Genomic DNA, 23109 nt, shown 5'->3' on the forward strand with positions numbered 1-23109 from the left:
CGTCATGAATGACCCTAGAGTAACGCAGTTATTGCATGATCTGGCTTTGGCCGATGGCGACATACTGGCGATTGTTGAGGCCACTAGAGCGCTGATTTATTCGCAAGTGCCAACGGCCAGCGAGCGTGTGATGTATGGCGGTTTGATGTTTGGCGACGCCAGCGATTTTTGCGGGGTGTTTGCGTATAAAAATCACGTTTCGCTCGAGTTTGGCCGTGGTTGTGATTTGCAAGACGTCGCAGGCGTACTCGAAGGTGGAGGCAAATTTCGTCGGCATATCAAATTGATGCAGGTGGCTGATTTAGAGGCCAAATCGGTGGCGCAATATATTTTGCAGGCGCACGCGCTGTAACTGATTGGCAGGATGCCACAAGCACGACCCGCCCGAAGCCGTTATACTTGCCTCACTTTAATCAAGGAGAAGGCATGATGAATGCAAAAATCAAACGTCTGACTAAACGCCAACAAAAACGCTATTTATTGCGTGAAGCCGAAAAAGTATTGTGCAATTTGCTGATGAGCCCAACAGCGCCAAGCAATGTGCAAATTGAAGCTGCAGTTTCAGCGCGCTACAACGAGATTTTTAAATCAGCGTAAGCGCCATTGAATCGCCAAGCAACCCCGTAGCGTGCTGCGGGGTTTTTTTATGTGGCGGGAATGTGGATTTGTTGTCTTGGCAAAGCCTCACAACAGGCGTAAGTTTAAGACCGTTTCGTCACTTGGGATTTAAAGATGCTTAATCCATTCGCCACTGAAACAGTGACATTTGAAACCCCGATCGCCATGCTGATTGCTTGCCATGATCGCGTTCGCCAATATGCTGCGCTGACCGAAACCTTGGCGCTGCATCTGCAGCAGCAAGGTGCTGACGCGGCCGCTGTGGCTGGCGCTCAGTCGATTTTGCGTTACTTTGATATCGCCGCACCGCTGCATCATCAAGATGAAGATGAGGATTTATTTCCGGCATTGCTGGAGCACGCGTCACCCACATTGCGCGCAGACATTGAGCAAGTTATGGCTGAACATGCAGAACTCGCTCAGCTTTGGCATCAAGTTCGCCAAGCTTTATTGGCGGTGATTGCCGGGGATGCCAGCCGTTTGAGTTTGGCGCTGGCGCAGTCATTTGCCAAGCTGTATCCGGCGCATGCCGCTAAAGAGGAAATCGCCATTTACCCCGCGGCAGCGCAATTACTCGACGCCAATTGCTTGGCGCAATTGGGTAAAAATATGGCCGCACGGCGAACCGATGCAGCCCGTAGCGCGTGAATGGCACGTGGCGAGGTGCACTTCGCCACGCTGCAGTTTAGGCGCGCAAGCGGCGGCTAAATAAGTCGAGTGCTAGTTGATTACCTAAGCCGGCTAGTTGTGGGTCATAACGCTCGCCTTCGTCGCGCATAAAGGCGTGTGGGCCGTTAAATTCATGCCAAGTAAAGGTTTTGTCTGCCGCCACCAAACCTTGGTAAACGCGGGCGCGACCTGCCGCTGGAATATGTGGGTCTTGCTTGCCCCAAATCATTAATAATTCACCGCTGATTTCTGCCAGCCTGTCCATGCTGTGTTGGCCAGCTTGATTCGGAATCACATGCGTATGCAAATCAGTAGCGTAAAAACACGCGGTGGCTTTGATTTCCGGCTGTAGCGCGGCGCGAAATGCTAAATGGCCGCCAATACAAAATCCCATCGCGCCAAATAAGCCGTTATTCCATGGCTGGGTTTTCGCCCAAGCAATCAGTGCGGCATTGTCCGAATCATAGCCTTCGATCGACTTGGCCATTTTATCGGCATTGCCTTTATCGCGACCGGCATCGTCATACGCCAATACGGTGCCAATGGGATTGAGCTCGTGAAACACTTCGGGCACCAATACGTTGTAGCCATAGCCGGCAATCAAACGCGCCGCGCGTTCAATCGGGCCGGTTTGCTGGAAAATCTCGGAATAAAACAAAATCGTAGGGTATTGCCGGCCATCGCTTGGCTGGTGTAGGTAAGTGCGCATTACCCCTGTTGGCGTTGCTAGGTCGTGGCTGGTGCTTTGAATGATCATCGTGCTGGTCCTCAAATTGATTGGCGGTGGTTGTGCGTCATTACTTTAGCCCAGCCTGTGACAGTATGCTGGCTGTAAGTAGGCGTTGGCTTTAGCCTGCAAAAAACGCCCCGAAGGGCGTTAGTTTATTTAGTCAGTTTTTCCAGCGCTTCGCGGTATTTGGCGGCAGTTTTTTCGGCGACTGCTTGCGGTAGTGCTGGTGCTGGTGGGGTTTTGTCCCAACCGGTGGTTTCTAGCCAGTCGCGAACGAATTGCTTATCGTAGCTCGGCGGGTTGCTGCCCGGTTGGTATTGGTCTGCAGGCCAGAATCGGCTTGAGTCAGGGGTCAATGCCTCGTCCATTAGGCATAAGGTGCCGTTTTCATCGAGGCCAAATTCAAATTTGGTATCCCCAATGATAATGCCACGCGTAGCAGCGTATTCGCTGGCGGTTTTGTACAGCAAAATCGCGGTGGCGCTCACCTTAGCGGCGAGTTCTGCGCCCAAGATTTCTTCGCAACGGGCGTAGCTGATGTTTTCGTCGTGATCACCCAGCTCGGCCTTAGTCGATGGGGTGAAGATGGGGTCTGGCAATTTATCGGCTTCGCGTAAACCGGCAGGCAAAGGGATGCCACAGATGGTATTGCTCTGCTGGTATTCTTTCCAGCCGCTGCCAGCGATATACCCACGCACAATAGCTTCAACTGGGACGGGTTTGAGGCGTTTACACACCACGGCGCGGCCGACGACTTGCGGTAGATCTTCGGCAGAAACCACGTCTTCGGGCTGATCACCAGTGAAATGGCTAGGCACCACGTCTTTGAGTTTTTCAAACCAAAAATTAGAAATCGCAGTCAGAATTTTGCCTTTTTCTGGAATCGGTTCGGCCAAAATAACGTCGAATGCCGAGAGACGATCGGTTGCGATCATTAACATACGTTGGTCGTCGATTTCGTACAGGTCACGCACTTTGCCAGAATAGATTTTTTTCAGGCTAGTGAGGTTGGTCGTAGTAAGGCCGGACATACAGATCTCCAGAAGCAGCGGATACCTTGGTCGTTGGCTGACCAAGATTCAGAAATTGAGGCCGCTATTTTGCCTGAATTAGTGCTGCTCTGCATGACTGCGCAGCGTTCTTTCTGCGCTGGCTTCGATTTCGTCGAGGATTTTTTCTAGGCGGAAAACTTTTGCGCCTTCTGCGCGATGATCTAAGCGAGTTTCCCAACCGGCGATGGTAAAGCCTAGGCGCTGATAAAACGCCAGCCCAATTGGATTGCTTTCAAAGCAAATCGTGGCCAAGGTTTGCGATTGATAGCGCTCTTTGGCGATGGTTTGTAGGGCGCAGATCAAAAAATGCGCCACACCACTACGGCGGTGATCGGGATGTACGATGAAATGACCAATCCATGTTTTTTTGCGCGCGCGGATTATACAGATTGGCAAAGCCCACTACACGGTTTTGATCGCAAACGACAAAGCTTTCTTCGTGACTCGCTAAGTGTTCGACCAATTGCAGCGTTTCGGCAGGCCACGCCGCGCGTGGAAAAACGTAGCGTAATTCTTCGGCTGATCGAGCCCCATGAAACGACAAAAAGTAGATCGTCCAGTGCTGCGCGGCGAAATGTGTATTGAGTGGGTACGGGCATCATTTACACCATGGCAACGAAAGAATAGCTTGATGTTAACTGATGCTTGTCAGTCTAACGAAATTTTCTACTGAGATACTCTGAAGGTGTTGCTTGAGTGCTTCGCGGCGCGATAGCGGCGACAGCGCGGTTTGTGCGACAAATTGCTGCACTGCCAGCAAATCCGTGCGGGCGTATTGCCTTAGCGCCCAACCAATGGCTTTGCGAATAAAAAAATCAGTGTCAGCGGCATTCACCCGGCAGGCGTGAAATAAGCGAACCGTATCAGTATTGGTTTTCCAATTGAGCTGATAAAGAATCGCCGTGCGGCGTAGCCATAAATTCGGTGAGGTGGGCCATTGATCGAGCTGAGCAAGTAGCTCTGGCTGATGGCGAGCGAGTTGGCCAACGACTTTACTGGCGAGCGTATCCACGCTATCCCACCAGCTTTGGGTGCAAATCAATTGCTCGATGACCGGCAGTGCGGCAAGGCTGAGCTTGGCTTGGCCGCGGATCAGTAACTCGATGGCGCAATAGTGGTATTCACGTTCAGGCTGCTGCCACAGGGCTTGAGCGAGTTTGAGTAAGTCGCTTTCACCATATTGCTGTGCGGCAGAGATTTCGATGGCTTGAATCAGTTTGCGACGAACCGGTGTGGGTATGCCGATGAAGCTAAATTGATGCCGCATATAGGCGGACATACCCGCAGCTCGTATTGGATCTGCTGCGCGATTGAGCTGCTGCTGATAGGCCGCTAAATCGCACGCGAGGGTCTGTTGACGTTGGGGGTGCAAGCGCGGTGGCACACCCAAAGTCATCAGAGCCTCATTACAACGTTTCTTTAATCGCGTTGGCTTGCTCGAGTGCCGCATCTGCGCTGGCAGCCAGTACGTTAAAGTGGCCCATTTTACGCCCTGGTCGAGCGAGTTTTTTACCGTAAAGATGCAGCTTGGTATTGGGCGCCGTCATCAGGATTTCCCAATTGGGTTCGCTGCCATCGTCTTGCCATGCATCACCCAATAAATTGACCATTACCGCAGGGCTCAGGAGATCGGTTTTGCCTGGATATAAACCACACATCGCCCGAACTTGCTGCTCAAACTGCGTAGTCAGCGTGGCGTTAAGGGTGTAATGGCCTGAGTTATGTGGGCGTGGGGCCATTTCATTAATGACTAATTGCTCGTTGTCGAGCACGAAAAACTCCACCGCCATCACGCCAATGTAATCGAGTTTTTCAGCGAGTTGCATTGCCATTGTTCGAGCGCGTTCCGCTAAAGCCGGACTGACGCGAGCTGGAACGATAGAAACATCTAAAATGCCATTCACGTGTTCGTTTTCGGCGACCGGAAAGCAAGCAATTTCACCGGCCCGAGTGCGCGTCACAATCGCTGAAATTTCGCTGTGCAGCGACAGCATTTTTTCCAGCACGCACGGTTGGTGTTTCATTTCAGCATGGGCAAAGCGCACGTCATCCAAAGTTTTAACGCGAATTTGCCCTTTGCCGTCGTAGCCTAAGCGTGCGGTTTTTAAAATGCCGGGTAAGTAAGCGCTTAAATCAGTATCTAAACAGCCGGCATTTTTCACTGCTAAAAACGGTGCAACGTCTAAGCCGGCATCACGAATAAAGGTTTTTTCGGCAATTCGATCTTGAGCAATCGCCAAGCAATCGCCGCTAGGTGATACTGGAATCCCTTGGCTTGCCAGCCAACGCATAGAATCGGCGTTGACGTTTTCAAATTCGGTGGTAATGGCAGCGCAATGGCTGGCCATATATTGCAAAGCGGCCGGATCGGTAAAGGATTGGCACAAATGAACATCGGCAAAGTCGGCCGCTGGCGCATGCGAATCGGGATCAAGCACAGTTACGCCATAGCCCATGTTTTTTGCTGCGCTGGCAAACATCCGCCCGAGTTGACCGCCGCCTAAAATACCGAGCATTGCTGGGGAAGAATTACTTTACTGGCCATCTTTATTATTCCTTGTATTCATTCGGTGCTTTGCTGCTTGATGCGATTTATAACCGTAGGCACCCATACCGTATATGACGCCACCTATTAAGCTGAAAGGCATGTCATTCAATACCCCGCCATAAAACTAGTTTGGCCGCTCGCATAGCGCAGAGCAGCCAAAATTAAACAGCAAGGGCCGCCCCAGAGTAGGCAGCCTCTGAATAACACCCAATACCAAAATGATCGCATTGGGCCTATGTTTGCACTGGATTTCATTCTACCTCAGAGCGAAAGCGCTGATTTATATTGTAGCTCGATTGAATGGGGGTGGTACGGTGAACAGCGTATTTTACATCAAGCTGCCGTATTGCGAGTACGTTTGAATGTGGCGGGTGTAGATTTTGGCGCCAAGAGGCCGCGTTGACCTTTTGGCGCTCAGTCATCGTGCTTACTCGATGGCGGGTAATTGCATATCAAGGACGGTTTGCTTTTGTGCTTCGCGGAAAGCGTTGAGCTTGGCGCTTAATTCAGCGTTGCCATTGGCGAGCATTGCAATCGCAAATAGGGCGGCATTGGCTGCGCCAGCTTCACCAATGGCAAACGTCGCCACTGGAATGCCTTTAGGCATTTGCACGATGGAGAGTAAAGAATCTTCGCCACGTAGATATTTGGAAGGCACTGGAACGCCAAGCACAGGCACCGCCGTTTTAGCCGCCAACATCCCAGGTAAATGCGCAGCGCCACCGGCACCGGCAATAATGCAGCTTAAGCCACGTTCCGCTGCAGTTTCGGCATAAGAAAATAGCAGGTCAGGTGTGCGATGTGCAGAGACTACGCGGCATTCAAATTGGATGCCAAATGCTTGCAGCTGTTTGGCCGCGTGCTGCATAACATCCCAATCGCTATTGCTACCCATTACTACACCGACTCGTATCATTGCGGCTTACCCTTTGAGCAAAGCACGCGATTTTACCGAAAAAACCTACGGCTTTGATAGTTATCTTATCTCGCTGGGCGATTTTTAGGCAAAAGCAAGACACCTTTAGTATTAGTGTTGACTAATATTGCGCTGGATTGCATGCTAACAAGCAATGCAATTGCATTGTTTCCATCCTATGTTTTTTTTGCGCGCCAAATCGCCCGATTTGGCGTTTTTTTTGCTGAGGCTCTTTTGAATTTACTTTGCCTGTCGTGGTAAACCAAACGTCAACAGACCCTAGGGATTGATGCTAATAGCGACGTAATCAATGTACTCGCCACCGTCGACCATTTGTTTACCAAAAACATGTGTCCAGAAATAAATGCCTTGCTGATAGCCAGCAGCGTTCGCGGTGAGTGGCGTGCCAACTTGGCCATCGCCAAAAATGCGTGAACAAGTGCCTGCACCCGGGTAGTCGTGGCAGAGTTGATAGTTGAGTAAGGTGCCCGTGAGGCTGCCGCGCATTTGACGATTTTGAATACTGCCTGAGGTTTGTGAGGGTCCTGCGGTAATCACCAAGGGTGTTCCTGCGGGGCAGGTGACCCAAAATGCCTGTTGAATCGATACGCCTGCTTCGTTAACTGACGGTTCATAGCCGCCCAAATCGCCTGTAGGTAGTGAAATGCTACAGCTGCTGCCCCAACTGGCAGCGTTAATCGCCGTGAAAATTAAGCCGCAAATCCAGTGCTTCATAGCGATTCCTTGCAAATACTCGGTGAAATTTCATTCACGATGGCTTGGCTTGCTGGGACTTCGAGCGTGCCGGTACAGTTGTTGGTCTGAAATGTATATTTTCCTGCCGGCAAATCTTCAGTATAAAAATAGCCATCTAAAGCAGTTTGCACCTCAATTTGGTGCTTGGCATTGCTAATGGTAACGCGCCGATTGGCGAGCGCTTGACCATCTTGTTGTTGCAATTGGCCAGTCACCGCCGCAATTTCTCGCGCCGAAAAGACGATTTTTTGCCCATTATAATTACCGGTTAAAACGTCTTTTCTCAGTTGCGGTAGGCTGTAATGCAATGGAATTTGGGATTGATCAACGCTAATTTGCTGCCAGCTATTGTTAGCCAAATCCGGTAAGAAGGCGATGCCCTCGCTATTGGTGGTGGCAATGGCGTTGCCATTTTGTAATACCGATACATCGGGAATGTCAGCCAATTGCGCCACGGCAAAACTTTGGTTGATAGGGCGAGTGATCGCGTAATGCCCTCCGCTATACGCTAGGGCGCTCGACCAAGTGATTTGGCCGTTATTGACGCTTTGGTTGAATTGATTGTTTTGTAGGAAGGACAACTCGATTTGACCTAAAGACTGCTTATTTTGCAGCCAAGCGCTGTAGTCTGTGCCTTGTTTTTGTTGTTGGACGCCGATGTTATAGCCCCAGCCTTGGCCTTGCGGCGTGCTTTGGCTTAAGTTGCCACTTGTGAAATACTGGCCATCTTGCATGCGGCTGCTCAGATAGAGGCTACGGCCTTGATCAAAATACCACGATAAATTGATAAAGCCACTGAATTGGCGCTGCTGGGCAAATTGCTGCAATTGTAGTTGCGTACTAATGGCGACTGAGCGAATCGGCGAAATCGAGTAGCCGATTTGGTAGCGAGTGAACGTTTGCTCATCGTTAGCGCCCATTTGTCGGCCAATATTCAAGCTCAAATTACCTAGCGCCGGCGCTCCCCAGCTGACGCCGAAATCGGCCGACCAGTCGGGCGCGGTCAGATCGGCAAAGATCTCTTTTTGTGAGAGAAAATCACGACTTTGTCGCCGTGCATTGGCCGTGATGCTGAGTGCTTGATCGACAAAGCGATACTGTAAAACTTGGGCCGAGCCACTGCTTTGCCCGTCATGCTTGGCCCATGATGCGGCACTACCCAGTGTGCCATAGGTGCCTAGACCGATATTGGCCAGCACCCCTACGCGGCGCTGATCGCTTTGGCCGCTAGCCTGCGCGCCGAGCGTGAGCCAATCACTGAGCCCAAAGCGTTGGTAGCCAGAATACGTGAGCCCTTGGTAAGCATTAAAGCTGCCATTTTGTCGCGCCACGCCGACATTGTAATTAAATTCGCTCAGCCCAGCTTTGAGTAAAGAGTCATCAAAATAATACGGCGTGCGATAGCGCTGCGTATGGCCGCTGCTATCGCGAATGACAATCTCTACATCCTGTAAACCGGTGTAGTAGCTAAGGTCATTAAAGTTGTAGACGCCCGGTTGTAAGTTTTGGCTCGAAATCTGTTGGCCGTTGAGGTAAATATCGGCCGTTGATGGTTGGGTAACTGGCGCCTGTAACTGAGCGCTAGGGCTGGCATTAAAATTGGGCTGCATGGCAAACACTCGCGCAACGCCAATCCCGGCCATGGCTTGGCTATGTCCTAATGGCCCAGTTGTCGGCATGATGTCGCCGACGCTAAAGCGCAACATGGATTGCGGCACGTCGTAAGTCAGCAAAGTATTGATACGCCGCCATTCTGATTGATCTGGCTGGTGGTTATAGCTTTGTTCGCTACGAAAGTTTAAATAGCCATGATTGATGTTGAGGGTTGGATTAAATTGAAAATCCACCCCTTGCGTTTGGCTTTGTTTGCGCAGCGAAAGTTGGTAATTCAGATACCACGATAAAGCCGTTGGGGCGGCATATAGCTGGCTAGGATCGTGGCTGAGCGTGATTTCATTTTCGCCAAAATGGCGGGCATCGGCAGTGAGCTCTAGGCTTAATTGTGCCGGATCAAATCGGCTGTGTAGGCCTTTTAGCGAATTAATTGCGTAGTAATTCTCACCTTCAAACCAGATTGCATTCTGGGTATCGTCCTCTAGGCCCTTTAATGCACTGCCTGCAATCCAATACTCATTATTATCATACAGCGCAGGTACATCACCTTGTGCGACGCCATTGAGTGTTAACGCCACAATCAATGGATCGGCAGCAAGGGCAGGGCTGATCAGCGCAATAAAAAATAAAGTGTTTAAGACTTGCACGCGCGCAGAGGGATGTTGAGTGATTGTTCAATATTGGAATGATCGGTTTCAATTTTAACAACTTGCGCTTGATCGCTGCAGGCATTGGGCGGCAAAGGCAGTTGATATTGCCGAGTTGCGCCGGGCAATAGATACCAATGATCAAATTGTTGAATGGTGGCGCCTTGCGTACCGATTTGGATTTGGCGCATTTTTTGCGTCACATTTCCGGTGTTACTAAGGGTGAAATTGAGTGTCTGTTGCTCGACGTGCATCGGGCTAGCTTCGAGGCCGATTTTTTGTGGGTTAGCTTTCAATAAAAATTGGCACGCCAAAACTCACCACCATCGCCACATTGCCACTTTGCGCTGAGTCGGCAGCGCTACTGGGCTGCTCATTAAAATACAAGCGGTAGGCGGATTCTTGTTCTTGGCTGGCGGATTTACGCGCAATACGCACCACTTGTTTTTGCTGGGGTTGCAATTCAAATTGGCGCGGGAAATAAATTAAATCTTGCTGGGCTTCTAAATAGACGTCATTGGCCGCGGTATCTTGCGTCCAGCGTTTCAGTACCAATGCAATGCGCAACGGTGAATTGCCATTATTGCTGACGGTAATCGCTTGGCTTTTGGTTTGGCTGGTGAAATCGAGTCGAATCGGGCTAATGGCAAATTCACCTGCCAGTAAGAATGTGCTGGCCAAGGTCATTATGAGAGTAAGTATCCATTGCATGATTGGCGCTTTATTGGAAGTGATTGTTTACAAGTGTAGATTGTAATTGATTAGAGTTAAGTCCTCTTTTAATTCATTGTAAAAGAGGACGCCTTGATTTTACGGCAACAGCGTTAGCACGACGGTATCGGTATAGTCGCCTGCGGGTTTGTTATTCGCTGCAGTAGCTTCCATCGTTGCGTTGACGGTTAATTCGATTGGATTGCTTTTTCCGGCGCCAATGTCTGATGCCTTGCTGAGTGTTAAAGCATAAGGAATCAGTGCTGTCTCATCGGTGGTTAATTTTAAATTCATTTGCGAACTGACGGCATTCGCGCCTTCGCTTGCGGTGAGATTCACAGGCGTACCTTTAGTGCACCAGAATTGAGCTTTAGCTTCTTGTGCTGATGGCGCACTGCCTTCGGTTAAGGGGCCAAAATCTAGTGTGATTGCATTCGAATCAACAAAGGCACAAGTGGCAACGATATTGGCTTAAACATCGATATTTTTTGTGGCAGCGAATCCGCTGTTGCTCAATAGTGCGAGTGCAATAGCAAGGCTTTGAGTTAGTTTTTTATTCATGGTAATTCCTGATGAAATAAATAAATCGGTTTAAGACGAATTTGATTGATTTATGTATTTTAAATGGAATGTCATGTTGAAGACTTTGTAAAAATACCAGTAGTTACAAAGACTTATTTTCTTGCATGGTAACTAAAGTGTATTTAATTAGTTGAAGTGAATCATTCGGGAAAGCTTGCTGTAATTTAATTTAATTAATTTAATATTTTTTATTTCAATTTAATCAAAGTTTTATGGCGTAATTGTAAGTATTACGACGTCATTGTAGCGACCAACAATTTGATTTTGATAGTCGCTTTCTTGTACTGTGGCAGTCAAGGTAACGTTGATATTTTGCCCATTTCCCGTTCCCGCACTCGGGCTGACGCTGAGTCCATAAGGCAGCCATGCGGCTTGGGTCGCATGCTTCATTCGTCGCTGTGTACCTGCTGCGTATAAACCATTGTTTAATTGCAATTTAAATGGCGTGCCACTCACGCAATTAATTTGTGTACTGGCATTGATGCTTTTATTGCCGTTGGCTAAATCGCCAAAATCCATATTGATGGCATCGGCATTGGTGAACTTACATGCCGACTCAACAAAAATCCGCACTCGCATACTACCGCCCGATGAGGCGAAACTGGGCATGCATAGTGTGAGCGCCATGCCGAGTGCGGCTAAAAATCGTAAGTGGTATTTGGCCATGACGCAGTTTTGTCCTGATGGATTCGGGTTGCCATAACTTGCCTTGAGCGGCAACTGACTTTGATCTTGGGCGGCATCTGCTCACTGGCGCTTTGCCATTGAGTTTGGCATTGCTCAACAACCTTGGCGTGTAAAATCAGCTCTTTGGCCATGCTCGGGCTCAGGTAGCAAAGTAAGCTTAAGCAATACAATGGCGCATGGCGAGGCATGGTTATTTGCCGATACAAAAACGGCTAAAAATCACCCCGAGTAGATCGTCAGAGGTAAATTCGCCGGTGATTTCGTTGAGGCTTTGTTGAAGCTAGGCGCAGTTCTTCGGCCAAGATCTCAATTTGCAAATAGCAGGCGTCCGCAGTATTGAGGTGCTCACGGGCGACGCGAATCGCGGCGAGGTGACGCTCGCGAGCGATAAACACGCCGTCGTTCATACCCTGCCAGCCTATCTTCTTCAACAGCTTATGTTTTAAGTCTTGCAGCCCAATACCCTGTTTGGCAGAGACGTGGATTTCATCGTCAGCGATTTCGCCGGCTTGATCGCCAGTGAGATCGATTTTATTAAACACCCGCAATACCGCTAATGAATCGGGCAGTTTGGCTAAAATTTGTTGATCGTGCTCAGTGATGCCTTCCCGGCTATCGAGCAGTAAGAGTGCGAGGTCGGCTTTTTCTACGGCGGCCCAAGTGCGCTCGATACCGATTTTTTCCACGGTGTCATCGGTGTCGCGTAGGCCCGCAGTGTCGATAATGTGTAGCGGAATACCATCGAGCTGAATCAGCTCACGGACGGTGTCGCGGGTGGTGCCAGCAATGTCGGTGACAATGGCCACGTCTTCGCCAGCCAGCGCGTTCATCAGGCTAGATTTGCCGACGTTGGGTTGGCCAATCAGCACCACGTGCATGCCTTCACGCAGTAATTTACCTTGCGTGGCGGTGTCCATGACGCGCGCGAGTTGGGCGCTAATGGTGTGTAATTTACCGCGCGCATCGGCCGCTTCCAGAAAGTCGATGTCTTCTTCGGGAAAATCTAGCGTGGCTTCAACCAGCATGCGTAGATTAATCAATGCGTCGACTAGCGTATGCACTTCCCGTGAGAATGCGCCATCCAGTGATTTGATGGCGGATTTGGCCGCGGCTTCTGATTGCGCGTCGATAATGTCGGCAACGGCTTCGGCTTGGGCTAAATCGAGTTTGCCATTTAAAAAGGCGCGCTTGGTAAATTCACCCGGTTCGGCGTGGCGGGCACCGAGTTCAATACAGCGTTTGAGTAACATATTCATCACCACTGGCCCGCCGTGGCCTTGTAGCTCTAATACGTCTTCACCGGTGAATGAGGCCGGATTAGGGAAGAACAGGGCAATGCCTTCGTCAATGGTGCTGCCATCAAGAGCTTGGAAGTGGGCAAAGTGGGCAAAGCGCGGTTTGAGTGGGCGGGCAATCAGGCCGCTAATGACGCTTTGGATGTCTTTGCCAGAAATACGAATCACACCAACGCCACCTCGACCCGGTGCGGTAGCAATGGCGGCAATGGTATCGGGGGTATAAAGCATGGTGAATTCTCTTAGGGTATTGGCTGCTAATTATTGTAAAACAAGCGCTGTCGCTCGATACATCGTTTTGAATTGGCTTTCAGTAAAGATAGCAAAACGCCGCCCGAAGGCGGCGTTTTTTATTTTAAGCCTTGCTAACTATTTTTGGCTTTTTGTGCGGCATTTTCAATTTGCTTGGTAATCACATATTGCTGAATGATCGACAAGATATTGTTCACTACCCAGTACAGTACCAAACCGGCTGGGAAGAAGAAGAAGAACACCGAGAAAATCAATGGCATAAACTTCATCATCTTCGCTTGCATCGGATCCGGCGGTGGTGGCGACAAGGTCGTTTGCACGTACATCGATACCGCCATAATCAGTGGCAAGATGTAGAGTGGATCTTTCACCGATAAGTCATGGATCCAGAATTCCCACGGCGCTTGGCGCAATTCAACTGCGGCCAACAACATCCAGTAAAAGCCAATGAACACCGGAATTTGCACCAGCATCGGTAAACAACCCCCGAGCGGATTAACTTTTTCCGTTTTGTACATTTCCATTACAGATTGCTGGAATTTCACGCGGTCTTCGCCGTGACGTTTTTTCAGCTCTTCCATGCGTGGTGCTAACAAGCGCATCTTCGCCATTGAGCGGTAGCTGGCGCTAGCTAATGGATAGAACGCGGCTTTGAGCAAGATGGTCACGATGATAATCGACCAGCCCCAGTTGCCAACAAGACCATGGATAAATTGCAATACGGCGAATAAAGGTTTCGAGAAGATGGTGAACATCCCGTAATCTTTAACCAGATCAAAGCCTTTTGCTACGGTGTCTAAACGTTTGCTTTCTTGTGGACCAAGAAAGATGGGTACTGATTTTTCAAACGTTTGGCCAGCCGCAATGCTTGGCAATTGAACAATGGCGCCGACGGAGAATAAATTGTCCGGCAACGCTTTCATTTCAATTTGGCAGGCATTGGGTGTGCAAGCATCACCACCGGCTTCTGGCGTGAAAATCCAAGCCGAAACAAAGTAGTGCTGAATCATCGCAATCCAGCCGTCTTTGGCCCAAGGAACGTATTTCGCTTCACCTTTACGGATCTTATCGAAATCCACTTTCTGGAATTTGGCTTCTTCGGTGTAGACCGCAGGACCGGTGAAGGTGTGCGTACCAAACATGCCTGGGTTTTCTACTTTGCCGTCACGAACCAAGCGATAGTAAGCACTGGTCGTTAGCGGCGCAGTGCCCGCATTGACGATTTGGTACTTCACATCGACTAAGTATTTGTCGCGTTGGAAGGTGTAGATTTTGGCAATTTTGACGCCGTTCGGGCCGGGCGCTTCTAAGCGAACGACAACTTCATTTTGGCCTTCAGCCAAGGTGTAGTTGCTTTGTGCCGCAGTGAAAACGCTTTTGTGCGTTGGCATCCCTTCGCCAAGTAAACCGGTTTGCGCGATGTAAACATGCTCGCCTTCATCTTGTAATAAGACAAAAGGTTTGCTTGGATCATCGGTGGCACCGACTTTAAGCAGCTCAACATGGCGTAAATCGCCACCGTTGGCGTCGATTTCAGCGCGGAATAAGTCGGTAACGACGGTAATCCGCTGTCCTTTGGCGACATTGCTTTCTGGCGTAGTGTTGGTGGTGGTGTTGCTGGTCGTTGTTGCGCTAGCCGAAGCGGCACTGGCTGTGGCACTGGCCGTTACTTTGGGCTGCGGATAACGCTGCTCCATGTATTTTTGCCAGAAAAACAGAATGCTGAAAGACAGCGCAATAAAGAGGATTAGTCTCTTAGTATCCATTTGAACGGAAGAGCTCCCAACTCGGTGGGTTATTTACGGAACAGGATCATGTCCACAGCCGCCCCAGGGGTGGCATCGACACAGACGTTTTGTCGTGAGCCAACTGCCTTTTATTGGCCCGTATCGGCTCACCGCTTCAATACCGTATTGTGAACAAGTCGGCGTGAAGCGGCAACGAGGACCTAGCAGTGGACTGATCATCAACTGATAAAGTTTCAGCAGCGTGATGATAAGGCGCGACATTGCTTGATTCGTTTAAATAAACTCAATAACGCGGCACGCGCAGCGGCCCCGTCCTGACGTGCAAACGGTTTTCGCGATCTAACGACCACATCCAGACCGAGTAGCAATTCAGTATTTTGACGAAACAGCTCGCGGACAGTGCGCTTAATATAATTACGACCTACGGCACGTTTATCGGTTTTTTTGCCGACCACCAACCCCAAGCGAGCATGCTGGCTTAGATTGGGTTTACCTAAAACTTGGAAGTAATCATTGCTCACTGAAGCACGCAAACTAAAAACGGATGAAAAATCATCCGTTTTTAGTAAGCGTGCATCACGCGCAAAGCGGTAGCGTTTTTCGCTCTGCATGCCGAGTACTCCGCAAGCAGGGGCGTTGGTGCGCAACAGCTTAAGCCGATAAAACTTTGCGGCCTTTGGCACGGCGAGCGTTTAAAACGCGAACGCCACCAACAGTTGCCATGCGAGCACGGAAACCGTGAGTACGTTTACGTTTGATTACAGAAGGTTGGAAAGTACGTTTCATGACTAAATCCTAAGTGCTAATTGGGCAGTAAACACGCGATTTAATCAGTACTGCTAGTAGCTTGTCAAGTGAGAGTCGTAATTAACCGTGGATCGATTGCCTACTGTGCTTGTGGATAAGTATTGCACTTGCGAGTACAATGCCCTACTTCTCGGTAACTCTCAGTGGCCAAAATGGCCGTGCGAAACTTGGCTTAATATTCAAGGCTTTGCGCGGTGTGCCTCAAATTCCATGCCAATAAATAAAATAACATCGCCGAGTTTGGCCTTGATCTGGTGCCCGCTGACCCTAAGCCGTGGTAATTTATTCCTATGCAAATAGAAACACTTTGGCCGCATTGCCTTAATGAATTGCAACAAAATTTAGGTGCCAGTCAATTTAATATCTGGATTAAGCCCTTGTCGGCGCAGATGATTGACGACACTTTAGTCATTGCAGTGCCCAATCAGATTTTTCTGCAATTTATCCGTGATCGCTATCTGGGCATGATCGAAATGGCCGCCGCGAAGTTGTGTGCCGGCGTTCCGCCGCCGATTGAGCTGAAAGTCGGCCAGATGAGCGCGCCTGCGCCACGCGTTGCCGCGCGCTCCGCCAATGCCGCCAGTGATGAGGCGGCACCTGCGGCAGCGGTTGCGCCAGTTAAAACCGGCAAACGCTTTGACGCCGGTGGCGCTAGCCATGAAACCACACGGCTTTAATCCCTCGCATAGTTTTGAGACGCTGGTAACGGGTAAAGCCAATCAGGTGGCGCGCGCTGCAGCAATGCAAGTGGCCGAAAACCCCGGTGTGAGCTACAACCCGCTATTTGTATACGGCGGCGTGGGCTTGGGTAAAACGCATTTGATTCAAGCCATTGGTAATTTTGTTCACCAGCATAATCCGCAGGCCAAAATTCGCTATATTCATGCCGAAAAATACGTGCAAGACGTGGTGAAGGCGTATCAACATAAATCGTTTGATGAATTTAAGCGCTATTACCATTCGCTGGATTTGCTGCTGGTCGATGATATTCAGTTTTTTGTGGGTAAAAGACCGCACGCAAGAAGAGTTCTTCTATCTATTTAATGCGCTACTTGAAAGTGGCAAACAAATTATCCTCACCTCAGACAAAATCCCGCGTGAGATTGATGGTTTGCAAGAGCGTTTGACCAGCCGTTTTTCTTGGGGTTTGATCGTACCGATCGAGCCGCCAGAAACCCGAAATGCGCGTGGCGATTTTGCTGAAAAAAGCCGAAGCCGAGCATTTCAAGCTCGATGCCAATGTGGCCTTTTTTATGGCGAAAAACATCCGCTCCAACGTGCGCGAGCTCGAAGGCGCACTCAAACGTGTGCTGGCGTATGTGCGCTTTACCAATCAACCGATCACCGTTGAATCGGCCAAAGAAGCGCTGCGTGATATTTTAGCCTCGGGTAACCGCCAAGTTTCGGTGGAAAATATTCAAAAAACGGTCGCTGATTTTTACAAAATCAAAGTCGCCGATATGCACAGCAAAAAGCGCACGCGAGATATTGCGCGGCCACGACAAATGGCGATGACGCTGACTAAAGAATTAACCCAAATGAGTTTGCCAGCGATTGGTGATGCATTTGGTGGTCGCGACCATACGACGGTGCTGCATGCTTGCCGCACGATTGAAGAGTTCCGCAAAAATGACAGCGAGATGGCACATCAATACAGCGTGCTGCTGCAAATGTTGCGTTCTCTTGATGCTGGCGGCATATTTATAGCAAATATATCTATTTGATGGGGTATGTGAATGTGAGCCTTTAGCAAAATTGCTAACAGCCACATACCCTCTTTATATGACCGACGCTATTTTGCTTTGAGTGTATTTATACCTTGAAGCGGCATCGCCAATGCTGCAAAGCTTTCGCATTCCTGATTTTGGCCTCGATTTGAGGTAGAATCGCGGATGCTACCGATAAACTAATACACAACTTGGGTGAGAGTAAATGCAACTGCTGCAGGCTGAACGCGATTCGCTCCTAAAACCACTGGCCACTGTAACGGGTATTGTCGAACGTCGACACACCTTGCCTATTTTGTCGAATGTACTGATTAAAAAAGACGGCGATGCCTTGTCTTTTACCGGTACCGATCTTGAAATCCAAATCAGTAGCCAACAAACCGAAGGCTTTTCTGGTAGCGATTTTGCGATTACTGTTGCGGCAAAAAAAATGTCGGATATTTTGCGAGCGATCCCCGATAAAACGGTGGTGACGCTCGAAGAGGCCGAAGGCCGCTTAACCATTAAAGCGGGCAAAAGCCGCTTTGCGCTGCAAACTTTGCCGGCGGCTGATTTTCCTGAATTAGCCGTTGATACCAATCTGCGCGCTACCATTCGCTTGCCACAAGGCCAGCTAAAAGCCTTGCTCGGCCGCGTGCAATTTGCGATGGCGCACCAAGATATTCGTTATTACCTCAATGGCCTGTTTATGGTTACGGATGGTAATTTACTTAAACTGGTGGCAACGGACGGCCATCGTTTAGGTTTTGTTTCTACCGAATTGAGCACCTCGTTTGAAAAAAACGAAGTCATCTTGCCGCGCAAAACGATTTTGGAATTATTTAAATTGCTGTCAGATGTGGATGACGAAGTCACCATTGATATCGCCAGCAATCAAGTGAAGTTCAGCTTTGGCAAAATTGTGATTCACAGCAAAGTGGTTGACGGGAAATTCCCCGATTACAACCGCGTGATCCCACAAAATAACGACAAACTATTAACGGTTGATCGCCAAGCGCTATTGTCGTCAATGCAACGTGCGGCCATTTTGTCGAATGAAAAATTCCGTGGCGTTCGTTTGGTGCTCACTGATAGTACCTTAAAGATTTTGTGCAATAACAATGAGCAAGAAGAAGCTCAAGAAGAAGTTGAAGTGGGTTATAGCGGCGAAACGCTGGATATTGGCTTTAACATTCAGTACTTGCTCGACGTATTGACCAATCTGTCGGTTGAAAACTTGCATTGCTATTTTGGCGACGTCAATTCGAGTGTGCTGGTGACGATTCCAGATAACGAACACTTTAAATACATTGTGATGCCAATGCGTATCTAGGCTGCGGTGAGTAGGGAGTAGGGAATGGGGCATTCGCCCCGGTTTTCTGCGCCTCACTCCCTAATCCCCACTTCCTAATCCCCATACTCAAAAAAGCCATGAACGAAGAAAAAAACCTCCCGCAAGCCCCAGAGAGCGCCCAGTCAGCCGACTACGGTGCAGATAGTATTCGTATCCTAAAAGGTCTCGAAGCCGTTCGTAAACGTCCCGGTATGTATATCGGTGACACCCAAGATGGCACCGGTCTGCATCATATGGTCTTTGAGGTGCTCGACAATGCGATTGACGAAGCATTGGCTGGGCATTGCGACACCATTCGCGTCATCATTCACGCCGATAGCTCGGTGAGTGTTGAAGACAATGGTCGCGGTATTCCAACGCAAATTAAAGAAGACGACGAATTTAAGCGCTCTGCCGCTGAAATCGTGATGACTGAATTGCACGCTGGCGGTAAGTTTGACCAGAATAGTTATAAAGTCTCCGGCGGTTTGCATGGGGTGGGGGTATCGGTTGTTAACGCGCTGTCAGACTGGTTGCGCCTAACGATACGTCGTGATGGTAAGAAAAACACTATGGAATTTCGCCATGGTGAAGCCGTTTCGCCGCTAAAAGAAGTCGGCGACACCGAGCGCCGTGGTACTGAAGTGCATTTTATGGCTTCGGTCGAAACCTTTGGCGTGGTGGAATATCATTTTGAAATTCTCGCCAAGCGAATTCGCGAACTGTCGTTCTTGAACAATGGCGTCAACATTCAGCTATTGGATCGTCGTAGTGGCAAAGAAGAAATCTTTAACTACACCGGTGGTGTGAGTGGTTTTGTTGAATACGTTAACCGCACCAAATCGGTATTGCACCCACATATTTTTTACGCCATCGGCGAAAAAGACGGCATGAGTGTGGAAGTGGCGATGCAATGGAATGATTCTTACCAAGAATCAGTGCAATGCTTTACCAATAATATTCCGCAGCGCGATGGCGGTAGCCATATGACGGCACTGCGCCAAGTCATGACGCGTACGCTCAATCAATATATCGACAGCCATGACTTTGCCAAAAAAGCCAAAGTAGAAACCGGCGGCGACGATATGCGCGAAGGTTTGACCTGCGTACTGTCTGTCAAAATGCCAGATCCAAAATTCTCTAGCCAAACCAAAGATAAATTGGTATCGAGCGAAATCGGCCCTGTGGTCAGTGAAGTCTTAAGCGGTGCTTTGGCCGACTTTTTGATGGAAAATCCCGTCGACGCCAAAATCATTTGCGGCAAAATCGTTGATGCAGCCCGTGCGCGTGAAGCCGCGCGTAAAGCGCGTGAAATCACCCGTCGTAAAGGCGTGTTGGATGGCTTGGGCTTGCCGGGTAAATTGGCCGATTGCCAAGAAAAAGACCCAGCAATGTCCGAAATCTACCTCGTCGAGGGTGATTCCGCGGGTGGCTCAGCCAAGCAAGGGCGTGATCGTAAATTCCAAGCGATTTTGCCACTCAAAGGTAAAATTCTGAACGTTGAACGCGCTCGTTTTGATCGTATGCTTGCCAGCCAAGAGATTAGCACTTTGATCATGGCGCTCGGTTGCGGCATTGGTAAAGACGATTTTAATATCGAAAAACTGCGCTACCACCGCATCATTATCATGACCGACGCGGACGTGGATGGCTCGCATATCCGTACCTTGCTGTTGACCTTCTTCTATCGTCAACTGCCAGAACTGGTTGAGCGTGGCTATATCTACATCGCACAACCGCCGCTATTTAAAGTCAAACAAGGTAAAAACGAAACTTACCTCAAAGACGAACAAGAGCTCAAACAGCACTTGCTGCGTGCGGCAATGAATGGCGCGCAATTATCGACTGGCGTTGATCAAGCAACGATTAGCGGTGAAGCACTGGAAACCCTCGCTAAACAGTTCTTTTTGACTGAAGCCGTGATTGAGCGTGAAAGCCGTTTCCTCGATCCAATGATTTTGAACGCCTTGCTCAAAATTAAAGCCCTGGTGTTGGATGACGAAGCCAGCGCCAACGACAGCATTGCGCGCCTCAGCGCCGCAGTGAATCATCCGGCATTTCAGTTTGCCGCTGAACTGGTCGATGCCGGTTGGCAAATTCGCATCGAGCGCCGCTTGCATGGCGTGGTAACGATGCAATACATCGACAGCGACTTCTTATTGTCTGGCGATTATGCGCAAATTACCCGCATGGCCGATGCCTTAATGGGCCTCATCCACGCCGATGCAGTGATTCGCCGTGGTGCCGCCGAGCAGCCAGTGAAAAGCTTTAAAGAAGCCCTCGATTGGTTACTCGCCGAAGTGCGCCGCAATATGAGCATTCAGCGCTATAAAGGTCTGGGTGAAATGAATCCAGAACAATTATGGGAAACCACGATGGACGTCACCGTTCGCCGCTTGCTGCGCGTGAACATCGAAGACGCCATTACTGCGGATGAAGTATTCACCACATTAATGGGCGATCAAGTCGAACCCCGCCGTCAATTCATCGAACAAAACGCCCTCGTAGCGCGCAATCTCGACGTTTAAAAAAAATTTTTGTCAGTACCAAAAAGCTACCGCATGCGGTGGCTTTTTGTTTTCTTGGGTATTGTCATGCAAAGCTTATTTGTTGATGGCTACAAAGTAATACCCGTCAAAAGTAGGGCAAGTAGGGTGTGAAAATCCCAGTGGGATTTGCGCAGCAAAAAACGAGCATGATCATTTGCTGGCGCCCGAGCCGCGTGCGCAAATCAAGATTTGCACACCCTACAAAACTAGCTTGCCTGTGTTTGTTCCCATGCTGATTTGAAGCAAATCAGTTTATGGCTCTCTTCGGCAGTTAAGTCTGATGGTGTTTGTGCAAGGAATTTATTGACGGCATCAATAAATTCATCGGGGAGTAGTTCCTGATTCTCTATCACTAACGTATCTCCACCCACATAACAGGTCGTTGCTAATCTGAGCAGTACGTCTTTTTTGGTGAGTTGAGTTTTGAGCCACGTTTGCATGTCTTTTGGACCTTTCTCTTTTTCCCAAGCAGAGAGTGCTGTAATTGGCTGATGCCATGTCCAGAGAGTGTCATTTTTTGTTGCAGCATGTATTCGGTTCATGGCTTCATTTATAATTTCCTGCCAATGATCTTGTTTAAATGGCAGAAAACTAGCATTTTTGGTTTGCTGTAATTGGGTTGCAATAATTAGCCATTCATTAGATGCATTTGTAAGGTTTTTTTGGACAATGGGCCACGCGTTATCAATCGTAAGTGAATGTAGTATCGCTGCTAATGCATAGCCAAATGGGCTAAATAATATTTTGTCATGTTGCAGCAGATTACTGTTTGTGATGAAAACTTCCAGTAAAGTTTTACATGAATTTTCTGAGATTTGATTCAGGGTAGCCGCGCAATCGATTTCGGTTAGTAGTAATTGCGTTCTTGCACTATCGCATAATGCTTTTTTTACGCCCGTATGATCGCCGCTTTCGGCTAAGGCGATTAAATTAAGCCACTGTTCTTGTGGAATAGCATCATGTGAGATCTCAAATTTGAAATAACTTGGGAAATGCTTACCGCTGCAGACCCTGCGGTTAAGATGCCAGTGTATGTAGTGGCTTTGATCAAATTCAGTGTTTTTCCAAATTTTATCGAGTTTGGGAAAATAAAGTAGCAAGAAGTATTCGTAATCCCACCAGTTCAGGCTCGCTCAGCTCGCTGTTTAGGCCGAGTTCTTGATCAAGCCATTCTTCTGTACTGTTTTCTTTATCTAATGAGTAACAAAGCAGTTCTTTTCTCTGTGAAAGTAAATGATGAATACGTGGATAAAATAGTCTTAGGAGTTCTAATACAACAAAATCTACGGGATGAACTTCTTTTTCTAGTGCTGGCCATGTCACTTCCAATGAATTCAGCAAACGGATGGCATCACGGGGCTGGCGTAATGCATAAGGAAAATTTTTCAGTTTTCCAGACAATTCACGAGTTTGTATTTCATCTAAGGCGATCCGTTCGCTTAGTTTTTGCCGCGTCCATTTTTGCAACTCCTCGGCTTGAATTGCGGGTAAGGCAAACGAGGCTTGTAATATTTTTTCGAGATAATGTGCATCTTCAGCAGGAAAAGCATCAGCGACGACTTTTTCGGTTCTTGCCAAGTCAAATACCAACAAATACATCACATTAGGCAATCTGCCGACGGATTTGACTAGCTTGAAAATCTGGAGCATTTCTGCGGGTTCAAGGCGGTCGATGTCATCGATGATGACCAAATAGCGCTTTGATCCTTGGTCGAGGATTTGGCTTAATTCTTGGTGCTGCTCTTGGATTGTTTGCTCATGATCTAGTTCAGTTCCAATGCCTTTGGCGATTTTCTCTGCGATTGGCCCCGCGGCCCCTAGCGTGGCAGCACCAACAACGGCGCCAATGAGTGCCGAGTGATTTGAAAGGCGCTTGCCCAAGCTTCGCA

27 protein-coding genes and 2 pseudogenes are annotated in these 23109 nt (G+C 48.9%); 9 read left to right on the forward strand and 20 right to left on the reverse strand.

The features are described 5' to 3' along the window. Positions 1–4 precede the first annotated feature (4 nt). The 3 genes from GKO28_RS10400 (at position 5) to GKO28_RS10410 (ending at position 1266) form a co-directional block, all read left to right on the forward strand. A complete protein-coding gene (locus GKO28_RS10400) occupies positions 5–352 on the forward strand; it encodes a DUF1801 domain-containing protein (RefSeq protein ID WP_182076207.1) in 348 nt (115 codons plus the stop codon). A gap of 74 nt (positions 353–426) precedes the next feature. After that, positions 427–597 carry a hypothetical protein gene (locus GKO28_RS10405; RefSeq protein ID WP_173533010.1) on the forward strand — a complete coding sequence of 57 codons (171 nt, stop codon included), beginning with the start codon at positions 427–429 and terminating at the stop codon, positions 595–597. A gap of 135 nt (positions 598–732) precedes the next feature. Continuing rightward, entirely contained in the window at positions 733–1266 is a 534-nt protein-coding gene (locus GKO28_RS10410; protein ID WP_182076209.1) for a hemerythrin domain-containing protein, read from the forward strand. 37 nt (positions 1267–1303) lie between these two features. Here the strand turns inward: GKO28_RS10410 and GKO28_RS10415 are convergent, their stop codons facing one another. The 18 genes and pseudogenes from GKO28_RS10415 to rpmH all read right to left on the reverse strand — a co-directional run bounded on the left by GKO28_RS10415 (position 1304) and on the right by rpmH (position 15611). Then, positions 1304–2044 (reverse strand): dienelactone hydrolase family protein, encoded by a 741-nt coding sequence (locus tag GKO28_RS10415; protein WP_182076210.1) that lies wholly within the window; start codon positions 2042–2044, stop codon positions 1304–1306. Positions 2045–2169: 125 nt separating this feature from the next. Next, positions 2170–3048 carry a phosphoribosylaminoimidazolesuccinocarboxamide synthase gene (locus tag GKO28_RS10420; protein ID WP_182076211.1) on the reverse strand — a complete coding sequence of 293 codons (879 nt, stop codon included), beginning with the start codon at positions 3046–3048 and terminating at the stop codon, positions 2170–2172. Positions 3049–3126: 78 nt separating this feature from the next. Next, positions 3127–3465 (reverse strand): N-acetyltransferase, encoded by a 339-nt coding sequence (locus GKO28_RS10425; protein ID WP_182076212.1) that lies wholly within the window; start codon positions 3463–3465, stop codon positions 3127–3129. Next, positions 3389–3613 (reverse strand): hypothetical protein, encoded by a 225-nt coding sequence (locus tag GKO28_RS10430; RefSeq protein WP_182077540.1) that lies wholly within the window; start codon positions 3611–3613, stop codon positions 3389–3391. The genes GKO28_RS10425 and GKO28_RS10430 overlap by 77 nt, the downstream gene beginning before the upstream one ends. Before the next feature lie 90 nt (positions 3614–3703). Continuing rightward, the gene (locus GKO28_RS10435; RefSeq protein ID WP_182076213.1) at positions 3704–4465 is read right to left on the reverse strand and encodes a DNA alkylation repair protein; all 762 of its coding nucleotides are present in this window, start codon (positions 4463–4465) and stop codon (positions 3704–3706) included. Positions 4466–4475: 10 nt separating this feature from the next. Further along, positions 4476–5585, reverse strand: coding sequence for a 5-(carboxyamino)imidazole ribonucleotide synthase (locus tag GKO28_RS10440; protein ID WP_182076214.1), 1110 nt, complete (start codon positions 5583–5585; stop codon positions 4476–4478). A gap of 459 nt (positions 5586–6044) precedes the next feature. Continuing rightward, entirely contained in the window at positions 6045–6533 is a 489-nt protein-coding gene (purE, locus tag GKO28_RS10445) for a 5-(carboxyamino)imidazole ribonucleotide mutase (RefSeq protein ID WP_182076215.1), read from the reverse strand. Between the two features lie 279 nt (positions 6534–6812). Then, complete coding sequence (locus tag GKO28_RS10450) at positions 6813–7268, reverse strand: spore coat protein U domain-containing protein (RefSeq protein WP_182076216.1); 456 nt, start codon at positions 7266–7268, stop codon at positions 6813–6815. Beyond that, positions 7265–9550 (reverse strand): fimbria/pilus outer membrane usher protein, encoded by a 2286-nt coding sequence (locus GKO28_RS10455; protein WP_182076217.1) that lies wholly within the window; start codon positions 9548–9550, stop codon positions 7265–7267. The genes GKO28_RS10450 and GKO28_RS10455 overlap by 4 nt, the downstream gene beginning before the upstream one ends. Then, positions 9538–9864 carry a hypothetical protein gene (locus GKO28_RS10460; protein WP_203564094.1) on the reverse strand — a complete coding sequence of 109 codons (327 nt, stop codon included), beginning with the start codon at positions 9862–9864 and terminating at the stop codon, positions 9538–9540. The genes GKO28_RS10455 and GKO28_RS10460 overlap by 13 nt, the downstream gene beginning before the upstream one ends. Then, positions 9836–10237: a molecular chaperone gene (locus GKO28_RS10465; protein WP_182076219.1), complete on the reverse strand. Its 402-nt coding sequence runs from the start codon at positions 10235–10237 to the stop codon at positions 9836–9838. Before GKO28_RS10465 ends, GKO28_RS10460 begins: the two co-directional genes overlap by 29 nt. A 123-nt stretch (positions 10238–10360) precedes the next feature. Then, positions 10361–10726 carry a spore coat protein U domain-containing protein gene (locus tag GKO28_RS10470; RefSeq protein WP_182077458.1) on the reverse strand — a complete coding sequence of 122 codons (366 nt, stop codon included), beginning with the start codon at positions 10724–10726 and terminating at the stop codon, positions 10361–10363. A gap of 327 nt (positions 10727–11053) precedes the next feature. Further along, positions 11054–11509 (reverse strand): spore coat protein U domain-containing protein, encoded by a 456-nt coding sequence (locus GKO28_RS10475; protein WP_182076220.1) that lies wholly within the window; start codon positions 11507–11509, stop codon positions 11054–11056. A 211-nt stretch (positions 11510–11720) separates the two neighbouring features. Beyond that, a pseudogene (gene mnmE / locus GKO28_RS10480) lies at positions 11721–13056 on the reverse strand (tRNA uridine-5-carboxymethylaminomethyl(34) synthesis GTPase MnmE). 134 nt (positions 13057–13190) lie between these two features. Next, positions 13191–14843: a membrane protein insertase YidC gene (gene yidC / locus GKO28_RS10485; RefSeq protein WP_182076221.1), complete on the reverse strand. Its 1653-nt coding sequence runs from the start codon at positions 14841–14843 to the stop codon at positions 13191–13193. Positions 14844–14876: 33 nt separating this feature from the next. Beyond that, the gene (gene yidD / locus GKO28_RS10490; RefSeq protein WP_182076222.1) at positions 14877–15086 is read right to left on the reverse strand and encodes a membrane protein insertion efficiency factor YidD; all 210 of its coding nucleotides are present in this window, start codon (positions 15084–15086) and stop codon (positions 14877–14879) included. Continuing rightward, positions 15059–15436, reverse strand: coding sequence for a ribonuclease P protein component (rnpA, locus tag GKO28_RS10495; protein WP_173533026.1), 378 nt, complete (start codon positions 15434–15436; stop codon positions 15059–15061). The genes yidD and rnpA overlap by 28 nt, the downstream gene beginning before the upstream one ends. A 40-nt stretch (positions 15437–15476) precedes the next feature. After that, positions 15477–15611, reverse strand: coding sequence for a 50S ribosomal protein L34 (gene rpmH, locus GKO28_RS10500; protein ID WP_173533027.1), 135 nt, complete (start codon positions 15609–15611; stop codon positions 15477–15479). 311 nt (positions 15612–15922) lie between these two features. Between rpmH and GKO28_RS22240 the strand changes: the two genes are divergently transcribed. The 6 genes and pseudogenes from GKO28_RS22240 to gyrB all read left to right on the forward strand — a co-directional run bounded on the left by GKO28_RS22240 (position 15923) and on the right by gyrB (position 21199). Continuing rightward, entirely contained in the window at positions 15923–16309 is a 387-nt protein-coding gene (locus GKO28_RS22240) for a DnaA N-terminal domain-containing protein (RefSeq protein WP_182076223.1), read from the forward strand. Then, a complete protein-coding gene (locus tag GKO28_RS22245; RefSeq protein ID WP_307838983.1) occupies positions 16290–16676 on the forward strand; it encodes a DnaA ATPase domain-containing protein in 387 nt (128 codons plus the stop codon). Before GKO28_RS22240 ends, GKO28_RS22245 begins: the two co-directional genes overlap by 20 nt. Further along, positions 16615–16752 (forward strand): annotated as a pseudogene (locus GKO28_RS22250) (DnaA ATPase domain-containing protein); the annotation flags it as partial. The gene GKO28_RS22245 and the pseudogene GKO28_RS22250, both read left to right, overlap by 62 nt. Positions 16753–16813: 61 nt before the next feature. Further along, a complete protein-coding gene (locus GKO28_RS22255; protein ID WP_307838984.1) occupies positions 16814–17356 on the forward strand; it encodes a helix-turn-helix domain-containing protein in 543 nt (180 codons plus the stop codon). Positions 17357–17564: 208 nt separating this feature from the next. Further along, complete coding sequence (dnaN, locus tag GKO28_RS10510) at positions 17565–18671, forward strand: DNA polymerase III subunit beta (protein ID WP_173533029.1); 1107 nt, start codon at positions 17565–17567, stop codon at positions 18669–18671. Positions 18672–18769: 98 nt separating this feature from the next. Next, positions 18770–21199 carry a DNA topoisomerase (ATP-hydrolyzing) subunit B gene (gene gyrB, locus GKO28_RS10515; protein ID WP_182076224.1) on the forward strand — a complete coding sequence of 810 codons (2430 nt, stop codon included), beginning with the start codon at positions 18770–18772 and terminating at the stop codon, positions 21197–21199. A gap of 227 nt (positions 21200–21426) precedes the next feature. Here the strand turns inward: gyrB and GKO28_RS10520 are convergent, their stop codons facing one another. Next, entirely contained in the window at positions 21427–22320 is an 894-nt protein-coding gene (locus GKO28_RS10520) for a hypothetical protein (protein WP_182076225.1), read from the reverse strand. After that, entirely contained in the window at positions 22292–23101 is an 810-nt protein-coding gene (locus tag GKO28_RS10525) for a P-loop NTPase fold protein (RefSeq protein ID WP_203564095.1), read from the reverse strand. Before GKO28_RS10525 ends, GKO28_RS10520 begins: the two co-directional genes overlap by 29 nt. Positions 23102–23109: the final 8 nt, after the last annotated feature.

The organism is Deefgea sp. CFH1-16 (genome assembly GCF_016881365.1).
Classification (GTDB): Bacteria; Pseudomonadota; Gammaproteobacteria; order Burkholderiales; family Chitinibacteraceae; genus Deefgea.

Coding starts and splice junctions, on each gene's coding strand:
- GKO28_RS10400 (WP_182076207.1), top strand. CDS start 5: ATGAATGACCCTAGAGTAACGCAGTTATTGCATGATCTGGCTTTGGCC.
- GKO28_RS10405 (WP_173533010.1), top strand. CDS start 427: ATGATGAATGCAAAAATCAAACGTCTGACTAAACGCCAACAAAAACGC.
- GKO28_RS10410 (WP_182076209.1), top strand. CDS start 733: ATGCTTAATCCATTCGCCACTGAAACAGTGACATTTGAAACCCCGATC.
- GKO28_RS10415 (WP_182076210.1), bottom strand. CDS start 2,044: ATGATCATTCAAAGCACCAGCCACGACCTAGCAACGCCAACAGGGGTA.
- GKO28_RS10420 (WP_182076211.1), bottom strand. CDS start 3,048: ATGTCCGGCCTTACTACGACCAACCTCACTAGCCTGAAAAAAATCTAT.
- GKO28_RS10435 (WP_182076213.1), bottom strand. CDS start 4,465: ATGACTTTGGGTGTGCCACCGCGCTTGCACCCCCAACGTCAACAGACC.
- GKO28_RS10440 (WP_182076214.1), bottom strand. CDS start 5,585: ATGCTCGGTATTTTAGGCGGCGGTCAACTCGGGCGGATGTTTGCCAGC.
- purE (WP_182076215.1), bottom strand. CDS start 6,533: ATGATACGAGTCGGTGTAGTAATGGGTAGCAATAGCGATTGGGATGTT.
- GKO28_RS10450 (WP_182076216.1), bottom strand. CDS start 7,268: ATGAAGCACTGGATTTGCGGCTTAATTTTCACGGCGATTAACGCTGCC.
- GKO28_RS10465 (WP_182076219.1), bottom strand. CDS start 10,237: ATGACCTTGGCCAGCACATTCTTACTGGCAGGTGAATTTGCCATTAGC.
- GKO28_RS10475 (WP_182076220.1), bottom strand. CDS start 11,509: ATGGCCAAATACCACTTACGATTTTTAGCCGCACTCGGCATGGCGCTC.
- yidC (WP_182076221.1), bottom strand. CDS start 14,843: ATGGATACTAAGAGACTAATCCTCTTTATTGCGCTGTCTTTCAGCATT.
- yidD (WP_182076222.1), bottom strand. CDS start 15,086: ATGTCGCGCCTTATCATCACGCTGCTGAAACTTTATCAGTTGATGATC.
- rnpA (WP_173533026.1), bottom strand. CDS start 15,436: ATGCAGAGCGAAAAACGCTACCGCTTTGCGCGTGATGCACGCTTACTA.
- rpmH (WP_173533027.1), bottom strand. CDS start 15,611: ATGAAACGTACTTTCCAACCTTCTGTAATCAAACGTAAACGTACTCAC.
- GKO28_RS22240 (WP_182076223.1), top strand. CDS start 15,923: ATGCAAATAGAAACACTTTGGCCGCATTGCCTTAATGAATTGCAACAA.
- GKO28_RS22245 (WP_307838983.1), top strand. CDS start 16,290: ATGAAACCACACGGCTTTAATCCCTCGCATAGTTTTGAGACGCTGGTA.
- GKO28_RS22255 (WP_307838984.1), top strand. CDS start 16,814: ATGCGCGTGGCGATTTTGCTGAAAAAAGCCGAAGCCGAGCATTTCAAG.
- dnaN (WP_173533029.1), top strand. CDS start 17,565: ATGCAACTGCTGCAGGCTGAACGCGATTCGCTCCTAAAACCACTGGCC.
- gyrB (WP_182076224.1), top strand. CDS start 18,770: ATGAACGAAGAAAAAAACCTCCCGCAAGCCCCAGAGAGCGCCCAGTCA.